The organism is Terriglobales bacterium (assembly GCA_035561515.1).
GTDB lineage: Bacteria > Acidobacteriota > Terriglobia > Terriglobales > Acidobacteriaceae > DATMXP01.
Genome location: DATMXP010000039.1, coordinates 66,555 through 81,415, shown reverse-complemented (window position 1 = coordinate 81,415; position 14,861 = coordinate 66,555). Strand labels below are relative to the sequence as shown.

9 protein-coding genes are annotated in these 14,861 nt (G+C 56.8%); 3 read left to right on the top strand and 6 right to left on the bottom strand.

From position 1 onward, the window contains the following. Nucleotides 1–11: 11 nt before the first annotated feature. The 3 genes from VN577_16960 to VN577_16950 are packed head-to-tail and all read right to left on the bottom strand — an operon-like array spanning nt 12 to nt 7,795. Nucleotides 12–4,031: a translocation/assembly module TamB domain-containing protein gene (locus VN577_16960; GenBank protein ID HWR16517.1), complete on the bottom strand. Its 4,020-nt coding sequence runs from the start codon at nt 4,029–4,031 to the stop codon at nt 12–14. Continuing rightward, complete coding sequence (locus tag VN577_16955; GenBank protein ID HWR16516.1) at nt 4,032–4,727, bottom strand: SurA N-terminal domain-containing protein; 696 nt, start codon at nt 4,725–4,727, stop codon at nt 4,032–4,034. Further along, nucleotides 4,727–7,795, bottom strand: coding sequence for a POTRA domain-containing protein (locus VN577_16950; GenBank protein ID HWR16515.1), 3,069 nt, complete (start codon nt 7,793–7,795; stop codon nt 4,727–4,729). The genes VN577_16955 and VN577_16950 overlap by 1 nt, the downstream gene beginning before the upstream one ends. A gap of 197 nt (nt 7,796–7,992) precedes the next feature. On the opposite strand from VN577_16950, the gene VN577_16945 reads away from it, so the two are divergent. From VN577_16945 to VN577_16935, 3 genes are all read left to right on the top strand, one after another. Then, complete coding sequence (locus VN577_16945) at nt 7,993–9,015, top strand: ThiF family adenylyltransferase (GenBank protein ID HWR16514.1); 1,023 nt, start codon at nt 7,993–7,995, stop codon at nt 9,013–9,015. 92 nt (nt 9,016–9,107) lie between these two features. After that, on the top strand, nt 9,108–10,004 hold the full coding sequence (locus VN577_16940; protein HWR16513.1) for a hypothetical protein: 897 nt from the start codon (nt 9,108–9,110) through the stop codon (nt 10,002–10,004). 103 nt (nt 10,005–10,107) lie between these two features. Continuing rightward, entirely contained in the window at nt 10,108–11,463 is a 1,356-nt protein-coding gene (locus VN577_16935; GenBank protein HWR16512.1) for an MFS transporter, read from the top strand. A gap of 63 nt (nt 11,464–11,526) precedes the next feature. On the opposite strand, the gene VN577_16930 is transcribed toward VN577_16935, so the two are convergent. Genes VN577_16930 through VN577_16920 form a run of 3 tightly spaced genes read right to left on the bottom strand, consistent with a single transcriptional unit; the run spans nt 11,527 to nt 14,835 of the window. Beyond that, complete coding sequence (locus VN577_16930) at nt 11,527–11,943, bottom strand: type II secretion system protein (GenBank protein HWR16511.1); 417 nt, start codon at nt 11,941–11,943, stop codon at nt 11,527–11,529. Nucleotides 11,944–11,948: 5 nt separating this feature from the next. Further along, entirely contained in the window at nt 11,949–12,404 is a 456-nt protein-coding gene (locus VN577_16925) for a type II secretion system protein (protein ID HWR16510.1), read from the bottom strand. A 34-nt stretch (nt 12,405–12,438) separates the two neighbouring features. Next, a complete protein-coding gene (locus tag VN577_16920; GenBank protein HWR16509.1) occupies nt 12,439–14,835 on the bottom strand; it encodes a cohesin domain-containing protein in 2,397 nt (798 codons plus the stop codon). Nucleotides 14,836–14,861 lie beyond the last annotated feature (26 nt).

Here is a 14,861-nt window from a genome sequence, read left to right as displayed (position 1 = left end):
GATTTCTCCCTTTACCGTTTTCTATGGCGGATACGCACGTCGAATGAGACCACCCCGTACTGGTCGCGCCCGGTTACGAGAGAAACGTTCGGGTTGATGTTGTATTCCACAAAAATGGACTGCTGCGAGGACTGCGTAAGGTTGGTGATGTAGGTGATGGTTACCTTGTTTGAAACCTGCTGCTCAATGGTGACCTGCGCGGTTGGGTTGTTGGTGGTGCTGCCGATCTCCGGAGAAATCTTTACCCGGCTCACACCGAACAGCCTCTGCACGCGATCGCTCACAGCGGTATTGATGGCCTGCCCCAGAACAGCGTTGGAGACGCTCTCTGTAAAGGCGCTGTTGGTCTGGGCGGTCATGCTCTGAGATTCCTCTCGCGTGCGTCCGAAGGCCAGCAGATTGATAATATCGGCTTCCTGCAACGGCGGATCAGAGCGAAACGTCGGGCGGAGGCCGCGAGTAGGCTGGCCGGCCAGATGGACGGTGAGTTCATAGTCGCGAACGCGCGTGGTAGCTTCAAGGTCGATCGTGGGCTCGGTTCTGGCCGGATTCGTGAATAGAACGTCGCCGCGTTCCAGACGGTAGGTTTGTGCGTTGAGCGAGATTTGCCCTTCCGTTAAATTCACGCGGCCTAACACCACCGGATTCGCCGCTACTCCGCGAAGGTTCAAATCGACGTTTCCCGCAAGCCTGCCGAGCGAGCTTTGGACCTGCAACTCGGGCGTGGAGACCACGTGCAGGTTCAGATGAAGTGCGTTCAGCAGAGATGTGCTCGGGGTCTCGACTGGGCGGCTACTCTTTGCCAAATATTGCGCGATGTCGAATTGGTTGTTAAGGCCGAAACGGGTAACCGTGATGTCGCCCGAAAGCGTAGCGTTCTGCATTGTTCCGGTCAGCTTGAGATCGAGATTGCCGGTCGAACTGACGCCTTGCGGATAGCGCATGCGGATATCCTGACCGGTCGCGGTGAGATTGAAGGAGAGACGAGGGCTGTATGTTGCAGATCCGCCGATCTGGATATCACCTCCACCCGTATGCGCTGCGAGCGACTGGACCTGGATGCGGTCTTCCGTAAATACCAACGAACCATTGATGTTGCTCAAGCCATTCGGGAAGTCGATAAGGTTCACGGACCCGTTGATCACGTGAACTTCGCCCTGCACCGTCGGATTGCCCACCACCCCGCCGAGACTCATGTTGAAGTCAATTAAGCCAGCCGAGGTGATGTCCTCATTGAACGACTGAGCCAGCTTCATGTTCAGCCGTCCATTCGTTCGCACACGAATACGCCTGTCGCCTTTCAGGTCGATGGAGCCGCGCGCATCCATTTGGGTGTCCGGTCCGACCAGTTTGAAGCTGTCGATGCGGATCAACTGATTCATCATGCTGGCGCGAATCGGCTCGGGGTTCTTCAGTTCCACGCCCTGAAGGTCGGCCCTGAAAGTGGGAATTTCAGCCACCATCGTGAGACTGCGCGGTTGGCGCAGCGGGCCCTGGACGGTGAAGGATCCGCCCACGTACGACTTCGCGCTCAAGCGTCCTTGCAACAACGGCTGGAGAAATGGCATGAAGTCGAAATTGGTGAACCGCACCGTGATGTTTGCCGGCCACAATGGATCTCCGATCTTCACTGTGCCATCGGTCGTAAGTGCGGCATTCTGGAAATTGGAGCGTGCCGTCAAACGCAAGACATCGCCCTGCGTCACAGCGGTTATATTGGCATTACCAACACGCTCGCCATTAATGACCAGGTTCTGGAGTCGTGCACTGGCACTGATGACGGGTCTCGATGTGGTGCCCGAGCCTGTCGCAGTGAAGTTCACCATTCCAGCAACCGTCCCGCGCCGATTGCCCAGGTTCTTAATCTTCGCGAGGTCAATGTTCGTGCCCGAAACGTCAAACCGGAACGCCGTGCTGGACAGATTGAAAAATCCGGAACCCGCGATTCTCGAACCGTTCTGCACCATCTGAAGATTTTCAACGCGGACTTCCTGACCCACCAGGCGAATGTCAGCGGAGGCAGATCGAACAGGTTCGCCGTAGAGCGTTGCATTGGTGAGTTGCACATGGCCGCCGCCCTGCAGGTTCCCCTTCGTGCCGGAAATGTTCAGGTTTGTTGCGAGCGTCCCCTGCACTGGATAGTTGTAACCAGCAATTGCTTGCAACTCGGCAAAGTCCGCATCCTTAATCGATACACGCGCCTGAAGAGGGCTCGCCGCAAGGAACTCTCCCTGAAACAGGCCGGCCTGCAGATCGAACGAAGCCTCTGCTTTCTGGTGCGTAATCTTCCCATTCTGAATCAACAATGACTGCTGAGAATAAGCCAGATCGGCAGAGCCGGAGTCGATATGGATTCTCTGCGGCACCGCCTGTACTTTCGCTGGCATCAATGCTGCCAGCGGGAACGTGAAATTGGAAACCTGAGCGTGTCCTTTGACCGCTGGGGAACGAAGGGAGCCGCTGACGCTGCCATCGAACTTCAGCTGTCCGGTAAGGTCCGACATGGCGGTGCCCTGACGCCGCAGCACCGTGAACATCGGTCTCATCCTCGACAATTCGGTGACTTCCAGGGCCAGCTGAAGTCGTTCCCTGCTGCCAATTGTGCCGCGAGCGTTCAAGCGCGCGTCCGGGGTAGAAACATTCAACGATGAGACCTGCAAAGTGCGGGGGGCTGTCTCATATGTGCCCCGTAGTTCGCCCGTTACCGGAAGTTGCCCCTCGGCAACGTTGGCCGGTGGAACAACGGCAACGTCGATATCGGCAACAGCGCGCTTGAGGCTGCCTTTCCATCTCACGTTGAGAGAGCCTCTGCCCATTCCGACAGGGTTCAGGCTAACCAGATCAAGATTGTTGGTAGACACGGCCTCAGCAAACAGGCGGGCCGGCATGTTGTCGAACTTAAGGTTTGCCGAGCCTGTCGGCAGTATCGCGGTCTTATCTGTGGATTGCGGCGCGCGCGACCAATTCGCAACCGCAATATCGCCCTTCACGATGCCACCCATTACCCGCGCCACGAGATGCGACAGATTGAACGTGCGAGGATCAAGGCTGAACTCGCCTGCCGCATCCACGTTCTTTAATCGCAGCTCTGCAGTTCGATATTCCAGCCCATGTCCGACAGCCTTTCCCTTTGCCGTGAAGGCCGCGGTTTCGTAATGCGCCGTGCCGTTCACATCCACGGAGCCCACGCGAATCTCTCGCATGTTGATGATGCGCGAGATCTCGCCGGCATTGAGATTCGCCGTGTAGGTTACGTCTATAGAGGGCTTCCTGAAATTCGTCAGCGTTCCCCTTGCGTTGAGTTTCGAATTGCCTGACACAAGGTAAAGATTGTTCATCTCCACCCTGTCCGGATGTAAACGGAAGTTGAGCTCCGCCGTCGCGCTCGCCGGAAGAAACTTCGCATATTTGGCGTTCAGTGCAACGATGCCGATTTTGCCATCGTATCGTTTGCCGGTGGGCACATAGTCCATCGTTGCCTTCACCTGGCTGGCATCGAAGTCGAGCGGCATTCTTCGTTCATTCACGATAAGGAAGCCGTCCGCGACCTGCGCGTGGTTGATGGCCAACTCGAAGATCTGCTGGACCGCTCCCTTGCCTGATTTCTGCACCGCCTTCGGTGTGGGCTGATTCGTACGGCCATCCGGATAAACGATGATATGGATCACCGGATGCTCGATGTACAGCTCTCTGAGCCCGATCTCGCGGCTGAAGAAAGAAAGTATCTTGGCGCGGATCAAAAGGCGGTCGGCGTGAGCGTAAGGGATCTCGCCCGCAGCCTCAGTACCGTGAATGGTTACATTGCGGATGTCGAACTCGAGCTTCGACAGGTTCCACTGGAAGCTCTGCATCTCCACACGGCCACCAGTAATGTCCTCGAGATGTGAAACTAGCTTCCCACGCACGAACTGCTGAAACTGCGAGCTGTTCGAATACCACCCGGCCAAGACGACGAGGACGATCAGGGTGAGCCCGATCGTTGCCTGAACCACGATCCTGCGGCGGCGATTCGTCTTTGGCGTTTCTTCCATCTACTTGCTTTCGTTTCCCTGCTGATCCTGAGTGTCGGCAGCCGGCGGAGAAAATTCGATCACAGCACTTTCACGCAGCGTCTGGAGCCATACCGCAACCTGTTCGTCCATTCTCTGCTGCGTCAGGATCTCCCGAATTTTGCCGGAGACCTCATTCAGCGGCTGTTCCTTCCCGCCCTGTTTGCGGACTTCCGGGAGGTATTGCTCGCGGTAGTAGTTTGACACCGTGCGGAAGTCCACCCGCACGAGCGGGCGCAGCCTGAGTTCGAGAAAGCGCAGGATCTCAACCTGGTTTCGAATCCGCGCCCTGAATTCACTTTCGGTGATCCCGTGCTGCTCCAGCATTGCTCTCCACCTTTTGTCGCTTTCCGCACCAGGGAATTGCGAACGAACTTCCTTCATCTTTGCGAGCACGTCACCGTCGGAGACCGGCGTCATGAGGAAACCGCGGATCTGCTGCCGAATCAGTTCCTGGTCGACCATGCGGTTGAAGACATCTCGTTGTTCCTCGGGCGTAAAGCTTTCCGGTTCGCGCGAATTCAACATCGCCTCGCAACGGAGCGCCACCTCCCAATCGCTCTGGAAGATCGGGGTATCGTTGACGACGGCAATCACGCGGTCCAGGACTTCGCCCTGCGCGAAACAAAGTGCGCCGAGCATCAGTACCAAGCCTGCGAGCTGTGCGATTCGCTTCATCAGAATGTCTGCCCAATACTGAAGAACACGTTCCAGCGCCGGGTTACGCGTGGAACAAAGACGGTGGTGGAATTGTCTCCCGGCTCAAAAGTCGGGTATGTCGTTGGATTCAGGTTGTAACCGATGTCCACGCGCATGGGTCCGATCGGCGTCTTATATCGGATGCCGGTTCCCACGGCATGCGAGATATACGCGAAGCTACATAGGCTCGACCGGGATTCGTTTCTGCAGTCTTCTGGGTTCTTCTGGCTCCATCGGAAGATGTTGTGTGCCATCTCAGTGGCGTCGGTAAAGACGTTGCCAGCATCGTGGAAGAACGCAAAGCTAAGGTTATTGTTGACCCACGGAAGCACCAATGGCGGAGTTCTCAATTCCAAGCTATTCACCACGACAGCATTACCACCGAGCGGGCTGCCCGTTTGTAGATCGCGTGGGCCAGCCTGATTCAACGAGAACCCACGCAAGAGGTTTGAACCTCCTGCGAAGAAGCGCTCCGGCAACGGGATGAAGTCGTCGCCGAAGGGCTCCGCGACCCCCAGCCGCAGGTTCCGGGCGAAAACCCATTTCTTCCCTTTGAATGGATGATATGTGGCGTTCTGAATCAGGAAACGGCCAAAACTGGCCTGCGATCCGAAGTACCGCGAAGCAACGCCCGTATCGAAGGAAGTGAAATTTCCGTTCTTGGTGTCGATTGGGTCGTCGCGCTTGTCGCGGATGTAAGTAAAACTCGGCATGGCGACGCGAACCGGCCGCGAATACAGCGGCACCTGGTCCGGAGAAACCACAAGGTCGCTGGCTTTTACACGGCGATAGGCAAGTCGATAGAGAAAGTGGCTGACCTTGCTATACGTCTGCTCTGCTTGGATTGAACTTTCCAGCCGCTCCGAAGTGAACGTTGTGACGTTGATTGAGTTGTCGTAAAACGACGTGAATGTAAGCTTCCAATTCGGCTTTCCGAACCATCTGGGAGCTTCATAACTGAACAGCGCGCGCCGTTGCAGACGGCCAACGGTGGATTTGAAAGTGATCGTATGGGCCAAGCCGCGGAAGTTGATTCGGCTGATACCGAACGATGCCCTGGGGCTGGCTCCGTAGCGCCCCTCGCTGCATGCTAGCGACGTCTGCCCCTGTTCGGCTAATCGTTGACAGGACTGCTGGTCCGGTGAACTGGTAGTGACTTCGAAGCCCAAACCGTAATTGAATGTCCAGCGGCGTGCTTCCTGAAACTGCATGAGGACGTCTTTGTATTTGGCCTGTCCATCAGGGTTCTGCACCGCCATTCGAACTTCGTTGAAGACCCCGAGGTTGTAGAGGTTCGACTGTGTGTTCGACAGCTTTGACTGGCTCAGCGGATCTCCGGGCTGGATGTCGAATTGCCGGCGCACCGTTTGTGGGCGCGTGAAATCTAACTGCGAGGTCAGGATGCGGTCCACGAAGAACTGCTGCCCTTCCACGATCGTGTACGTCACATCCATGCTGTGTGGCTGGTTCGGAGTGGGGCTGACCTTCGCCTCGAATTGAGTGTCCGGGAATCCTTTATCGAAGTAGAAGTTCAGGATGGTATCGCGATCGAGGGCAATGTTGGTGTCAGCGTACGCCTGTCCTTCGGAGGTCTGAAGTTCGGGCAACTGGTCGCGGCCGAAGGTTGCGCTTCCTTGTATGGTGATGGACCCAACGCGAGTTTGGGGACCTTCTACGATTTTGTAGAAGACCGCCATATCGCCGGCCTTTCCGTTGTAGTCGCTTTGTAGCGTGCTTTCTACCTTCACCTCAAGGAACCCGTTTGACTTGTAGAGCGCGACCAGGTTTTCGACGTCCTGCGTCATCATCGCCTGGCTGAACCGCCCGTGGGAGAGGATCAGGCTCCTCGCCTGGACTTGCACACGCTCCAGCAGTTCGCTCTCGCCGAAGTATGGACCTGTAAGCCCCGGACTGATGTAGGTACCCGGCTCGATATTGAATCCCACTTTGACCAAATCGTGTTTTTCGCCACGGTCTACGTCATAGATCACGTGCAGGTGATCCTTTTCCTTATCGAAGTCCTGCTGAAAGTTCACCTTGGTGTCGAAGTAGCCTTGTGTCTGGAGGTGGTCCCGGATGTTGCGCCGGCCTTCGTTCAGCAGATCGTTGTCTACCGCGTGCTCTTCATACACAGGCACAAGTTTCTTCAGGCGCCCTTGACTGATGCTGGCACCCTCCAGATGAATATCGACCGTGGGCCCTCGCTCGATTTTGAACACGTAGTCGACCGTATTCGTGTCCTCGTTGTAGATGCGGTCGGTAATCGAAATCTGCGATTCCAGGCGATTCTGCTTGGTGTACTTCTTACGAAGCTTCTGGAACGCTTTGGTGACGCGCTCCTGCGTGACCTTGTCACCCGGCTTCATGTTGGCAATGTCCGCGATTTCTGATTCGCTGTAACCCGCGCTCCCTTCCACGGTCACGCGACCGACCCGTGCAGGCTCGCCGGGAGTGATCTGAAAATGGAGGTCGACAAGCTGAGTCTCGGGATGTTCCTTCCGCTGCACCGTAACAGCAGCGCGGTAGAGTCCGTTGTCGCGCAGAACCGTGCGAATGCGGGTGAGCGCCTGGTCGATCTTGCCTGAGTTCACTACCTCGCCCAGGCGCAGCTTCGAAGAGTCGATCAGTTGGTTGTTGCTTGGGCGACCCGGTGCACCGGAAGCCGTCAGGGATCCTACGAAGTAATTTGGCTTCCCCACGAAAACCAGAGTGAGTTCGTTGGGCGATGTTTGCTGGGCACGGACCTGGAGGTCGGCGAAGCGGCCGGTCTTATAAAGGGCCTGAAGGCTATCGCGTAATTTCTGGCGGTCCAAGGGCTTTCCGACTTCCTGCGCGACCACGTCACGCAAATGACTTGAAGCCTGATTGTCCTCTTGAATCCCCTGAAAGACGATGTCGCGGACGACCATGCCCTGATAGGAGCTTAGGTTGCGTACGGGAGGGAGCGATGGCACTGCCGCAGGAGATACGGCGCCAGTGGGAGTTTTGGTTTCAGGCGTCTGGGCGCGAGCGGTCAACGGCAAGCAGGCCAGCGCCAGCACCGCCATCAACAACTTTATCCTCGCTAACGTGAAATGAATGCGCACGCGTTTGCGTTCAATGACTTGCGGGCGTACCCGCCAGCAACCTGCCACAACCATCCGGCACAAAATAGTCGCCGGACAGCTTCGACCCTGAAACTGCGACCACTCGAAATTGCCGTCCTGAGCGGTTCCTATAATAATCGTTGGAATAGAAACCAAAAATGACGATTCCTAGTGATGAGCGGTATTCCCGGCAGGTGCTGTTTTCTGGTATTGGCCGTCAGGGACAGGAACACCTCGCAAGTTCCCGAGTTGCGGTGGTTGGCTCTGGTGCCACCGGGTCGGCGATAGCGAGTCTTCTAGCCCGGGCGGGTGTCGGATACATACGTGTCATCGACCGTGACTACGTAGAGCCAAGCAACCTGCAGCGGCAAGTGCTTTTCGACGAGGCGGATGCCGCCGAGTCGCTGCCAAAAGCCATTGCTGCAGCCCAAAAAATGCGGGCGTTCAACTCCGGCATACTTGTGGAAGATAAGGTCGCCGATCTCACTCCGGAAAACTGCTCCGAACTGCTGAATGACGTTGATCTGGTTATGGATGGTACCGACAACTTCGAGACGCGGTATCTGATCAACGATTTCTGCGTTGAGAAAGGAATGCCGTGGATCTACACGGCTGCGGTCGCGAGCTACGGTGTTGCGATGAACATCTTGCCCGGCGAAACCGCCTGCATGGCATGTATTTTCCCCGATTCCCCGACCGGGATAGTGGACACCTGCGACACTTCAGGAATCCTGAACTCCGCCGTGAACTTGATGGCGTCGATTTCCGTTACGGAAGCGCTGAAATTGCTAGTCGGTGACAAAGCTAAGGTGCGCCGGACATTACTTTCATGGGATGTCTGGACCAATGAGCATGCTGAAATTCATGCCGATTCTCCGCGAACGGGATGCCGCTGCTGCGAGCAGCGGGATTTTGTCCATCTTTCAGGCGAGGGGCGTCCGCATATCACGCTTTGCGGCCGGAACTCGGTCCAGATCCACGAGAAACACCGGCCGGTGAACTTCTCGTATTTACAGGCGAAATTGGCCCCTCATGGAACTGTTCGCCATAACGATTTCGTTTTAAAGTTCCTCCGGGAACCTTACGAACTGACGGTGTTCCCGGATGGACGAGCCATCATCAAAGGGACCACCGATATCGCTGTGGCACGCAGCCTCTACGCTCGTTTCATCGGCAGCTAGGTTCTACGGGTTCTCTGGCATCCCTGACCAACCAGTTGTAATCCAAAAAGGGAAACCGGCAGGTGTATCTACATCTCACCGCGGGGGCCACTATGGTTCGGCTAATAGTTCTCACCGTTTTCGCATTTTCCATTGCCCTGCCCGCACAAGTCACTGTCACAAACCAGGGATTTGCTACGTCGTCTGGACCGAATTTCCCGGCGACTCCTACGAGTCCGCCCGTAATGTTCGCGCCAGTTGTGCGCCTCGACCAAGGGCAAACACAGCCGTTCCAGGCGAATGCGAACAATTCCGGTGTCGTGCCTGAACAACCAGTACAGGGCACGGAATTGGAGGGCTTGCAGCCCGCAAAGGCGCAGCCGTTCAACTTTGGCGTTGCGCGATTTGACCGGTCATTCGAGCCCGGCGCAGGTTCGGTCGGGCAGGACATCAATGGCAAGAGCCTGGGCGAGATAGCTCGTGAGATGCGTCAGCATCCGAACGGTACCAATGCACGCGTTTATACCAACACCGACCTCAACAATCTCGGTGGGGGAATGACTGGCGCCGCTAGTACCGCAGCGCAGGACAACTGGTCAGGCAACAACGGTGTGATCAATCCCGAGGGTCAACCGGCACAGCCCGCAATGGCCGCGCCACAGAACAATGAGCCCACACCACAAGGCCAGCGCAGCCCGTTCGCTCCGCCGATTACGCAATCGACACCGGAGCCGAACACCGCGCCTGAACCGGAGATTCGGCCGTTTGCACGCCGCGGGGAACCGGCCGGAGGCGAACCGGTTCAGATGGCGCAAGCCAATCCCGGCAATTCACCCTTGTCGGCGCAAGCTGCGCCGAGCGACAGCGGCCGCAGTCGTCAAAGTGCGAAGCCAACGTCGGATAACGAACTTCCCCACAGCGCGAGCCGATTGCCGCTGCTTGGCGTACTTGGGCTGTTCACGGTAACCATGGGCATTTTTGTGCGGTATCAACGCCAGAAAACAAAGTAACAAGCAAGACTCAATTGGGACCAAAGCCCCGTGAAGAGGGGCTTTTGCTATTTTGATCGCTCGGGTTTGATATGCTGTCCTGCACGACAGAGCACAACTCCGCATGGCACAGTCGACCGAATCGTCGCATCATCTACCACGCCCTTCTAAAACGTATCGCTGGATCGCTCTTGTCTTTGTCAGTCTTGCGCAATTCGGCAATTACTACATTTACGACAGCATCAATCCCCTTGAGAACATTTTCCGTAATCAACTCGGATACAGCTCCGAGATGTTCGGCTGGTTGAATGCTTCCTACAGTGTAGCCGCCGTACTTACGCTGCTTATCGGCGGCATCATTATCGACAAGCTTGGAATCAGGAAGGCACTGCTGCTGTTCTCGGCACTCTGCTTCCTTGGCGCACTTCTTACGGCGCTCAAGGGCAATTTCTGGGTTATGGTCGCAGGGCGCACGCTACTTGGTCTTGGGGCGGAATCTCAGATCGTTGCAGTCACCACTGCACTCGCGAAGTGGTTCAAAGGGAAAGAACTGAGCTTTGCCTTCGGCATTAACCTGACGATTGCGCGACTAGCCTCGGTTTCCGCCGACAACTCCCCCAACTGGGCGGCGTGGGCCTTTTATCCCAATGGGGCTGGGTCGGAACCGAGCTGGCAGCGTCCGCTGATAATTGCGGTTGCGGCAGGCGTGATCTGCCTGGTGGCAGCGCTTGTTTACTGGGTTCTGGAAGCCGCCGCAGAGCGGCGGTTCTCGCTTGGCTCAGCGGGATCCATCGACAAGCTGGAAACTCGAGACATTTTCCGCTTTAACCAATCGTACTGGTACGTTGTCGCACTCTGCTTCACCTTCTACTCTGCCATCTTTCCGTTCCGCACCTTCGCGATCGAATTCTTTACCAGCAAGTTGCTGGTTGGCACCGCAATGACGGACGCCGCACAGGTGTTGGCGCACGGACGGGCCGGCTTCTACAACAGCTTGCTTCCGTTCTCCGCCATGATCGCGACGCCGCTTTTCGGACTGCTCGCAGACCGCATCGGTAAGCGCGCGACGCTCATGATGATCGGCTCCGTACTTCTGATGCCGGTGTACCTGATGCTGGCGTATTCGCCACTTCCGCTATGGATTCCCGTTTCGATGATGGGCATCGCATTCTCGCTGATTCCGGCAGTGATGTGGCCCTCCGTGGCATATATCGTCGACGAGAAGAAGCTCGGAACAGCGTATGCGTTGATGAGCCTGATACAGCAAATTGGGTTCTTCGTGCTCAACCTGGCCATAGGCCGAGCGAACGACTTCGGTCACGCGAGCCTTACAAACGTCAGCGGATATGCCCTCGGAATGTGGATCTTCTCCACGCTGGGCTTCGTTGGTCTGTTCTTCTCGATTCTGCTTCGGATTCGGGAGCGCGGGCCACAAGCGCATGGGTTGGAGACGATCACAGCCGCAAGTTCCGCAAAATAGCGGCAATCTAGATCTGGGTGGGGTTGGCGTTCGCGTGGAGAGCCCCACGCTGCCTCAGTGACACTACCACTCTGAGTAAGGCACTCCGTCGGATCCGTTTCCCTGCGCGCCGGAATGGATATCCGTTATGCCGGGCGCATTCTGGTCCACGCTAAGGAGCACGTCTTCCTGTACGACCTGCCATGTATCCCGGGAGCCGGTGATGGGGTCAACTGGAATCTGCTTCAGATAGCCGGCAGCCACGATGTCTTCGAGCGACTGCGGAGCCTTCTGCTTGTCTTCCGAGTACTGATCAATGACGGAACGCAGTGTGAACAGGTTTTGCCGGAGTACGGCTTCCCGCGCGCGGATGATCGACTGCTGGTAAATGGGGATCGCCGTCGAGACGAGGATCAGGATGATGCTCACCACGATCATCAACTCGATGAGCGTAAAGCCGCTTTCGCGGCGTGACCGAACGAGATGTCGTGAGCATTTCATGTTGATTACCAGTCTTTATATTTTGTGCCGTCGAGAGCTGTGTTCTCCGACTGGGTGTATACGTCGAAGACGTTTTGTCCGCCCCACGAAGTGCTATCGGGATCGTCCTGCATCGAACGCATTCCCCACTCAGCTTTGCCGGTCATGGGATCCACGGGAATACGTCGCAGAAATCGTACTTTCTTCCCGTTGATGTCTACGCCCTTCACCAGCGTTTCGAGGTCCGGCGGATAACCTTCGCTGCCGAGTTTGACCTGGAATAGCTGACGGTCAGCGGCCTCCTTATACCGGTCGATAGCGTCACGCATGTCCCAGAGGTCGCGGCGGAGTTCGCGCTCTTTCTCGCGGCGAACACTGACGCGCGCCAGAGGCAATGCGGCCACTGCCAGGATCGCCATGATGGTGATGGCGACAATCAGCTCGACCAGTGTAAGACCGCGTTGGGAGCGAAGTTTCCGCATGAAAACGGGACGGGAACTCGCCCGCCCTATTCCTCTATTTTACTGTCACCATGGCCTGCCCGCCGGCCACTGGAATCGGCTGCATGGCAGGATCGCGCGCCCCGGCACGAGTTACGGCAAGCGTGGTCTGGCCAGCTGCCTTCGCCATGAATGTCAGCGTGAATACTGGTCCTTGTCCGCTGACACCGCCTGATCCAGGTGGACGGGTCGCGGTGATCTGGATGGTGCCGCTTGCCGGATCATCCCGATGAACCAGCGCCACCGGTTGGCCGTCCTTCCCAAGGAATCCGCCGTTGGAGACGTTCACTAACTGGAGGACCTTGGGATCGTAAGTAATCTGCGACGGCACGGAATAGACGTTCTGCGCGTTGCCGAGACTCACGTTGACCACAAACGTGCTGTTCACGGCCTGATTCACTGCGGCAGGCTCAAAGCTCAGCACGGCACTGCCCGCCTGCAAGGTCCCCGTCTGCTGCTCAGCCTGAGTTTGAGGGCGCTGCTGCGGCATAGGCTGTTGCTGAGGCGGAGGCGCTTCGGCCGGCGGTGGAGTCTGGACCGGTTGCGCACCCTGAGGCGCAGGCACCGGAGCCGCCGCAGGTGGAACATTGGCGGACGCCGGAGAAGGCTGCTGTTGTGCCGGGACACCTTGCTGAGGGGCGGAGGCCGCAACCGGAGTCGGTGGCGGAGATGCGCGCCGAAGTTCGATGGCGTTCGCAGTTCCGACTTCAACCGGCTGCTGATTCATATCGCTGAGATCCTGGCCGCGTACGATATGCGGCACGAGCGCAAAAACGATCTCGTTTTCCTGAATCTGCTTCGATTCCTGTCCGAACAGATACTTCAAAATGGGGATCTTGGTGAGCACCGGATACCCGGTGAGTGATGTCTGTTCTCCCTGTTCGAGAATGCCGCCAAGGAGATTAACTTCACCTTCCTTCAAACGAATCTCGTGCTCGATTCGGCGCTGTCCAATAATCGGCTGGTCGATACCACCGATACTGGACTTTCCGGTAACAGACGATATTTCCAGCACCAGTTTCATGGTGACTTCACGCCCGGCATGGATACGCGGAGTGATGTCGATGTTTACGCCAACATCGATGTACTGGAACTGCGTATTAACGAGCGGGTTGATACCGACGCCGCCGATACCCGGCTGGAACGAACCGGTCGCCACCGGGACGCGATCGCCGATCTTCAACGAAGCTTTCTGGTTATCGAGTGCACGAATCTGCGGATTCTGAATGATCCGAGTATTGCTGTCCGTAAGCAGAGCGCTGAAACTTGCGGCCGGGATGGTGACCTGGAAGTCGCGCGCATCTAGGTTCGCCAGTTTGTTCAGGTTAATGCTGTTGTTGGTATTTGACCCGGAGGTATTGTCCGTACCCGATGACGTGGTGGTATTCGGCTGAAGAGCGATGCTGGCTGAGGTTGGCGGCGAGATTCCGAAGGTACGCGTTTTATCGCGCCGAACCTGCATCACGGCAACTTCAACTACAACTTCCGGTTTCGCCTTGTCGATATCGCCGAGCAGTTTTTCTGCCATGGCGATCTGGTCGGGGGTACCGCGAACCACGATGGCGTTCTGCGTAGTGATCTGTTGAATACGCTGAACGTCGAGGATCTGGCGGACAGTGTTAACGGCGTCCTGAAGATCGTTCGGGCTCGATACGTTACCCAGATAAAACGTTTTGATCACACTCTGCTCAAGTTCCTTGCGCTTGGCCGGAGTGTCAGCGGCGACGAAGATGGTGTTCGGCGTTACGGGGCGCCAGAACGTCTTCGACTGAAGGGCGACGATCTCCAGAGCCTCATTCAGGCTCACGCCATTCAACTCGATCACAATGCGCCGCGAGGTGTAATCGGGATCAAAGAGGACATTCAGACCTGCGATCTTTCCGATCGCGGTATAGATATTTTTTGTGTCCTCGGTCATGCGCAGCGTGATGGGCGTGTTGGAGATCGGACGCAACTCGGTTGGCCCGGCCGCGTGTTGGGCTAGCTGGCTGAGATAGTTGCTTTTAGGGCTGGAAGACTCCTCGGGCTCCGCGCTCGGGTTGTTTCGCCTGTCGATATCCAGCTTCGTGCGCCGCAATTCCTGCGCCGCCACGAAATTCGTTGGATCGATTTCCGTGGCCTTCTGGAATTCAGCAAGCGCTTCCTCAAGCTTGCCCTGCTCTTTCAGGAGTTGCCCTTTATGAAGATGCGACGAAGCAGCGTAGAAGCGTATCCGGGTAAAGGACGCACGGTACTTGATGTCCTTCGGCTTCAGTTCGTACGCTTGCTTGAAATAGTCGTATGCTTCCTCGTAGTTCTGCCTGGCTTCGGCATCAATTCCCTTCTTGTATGCACTGCTGGCTTTGTCCGCCATAGCCGGCAGGGTTATAAGCAGGGCGATGGCCAAGCCGGTCAGGCGCGCCAAACGTCTCATCGTGTCCCCTGAAGTGACTGGATCTT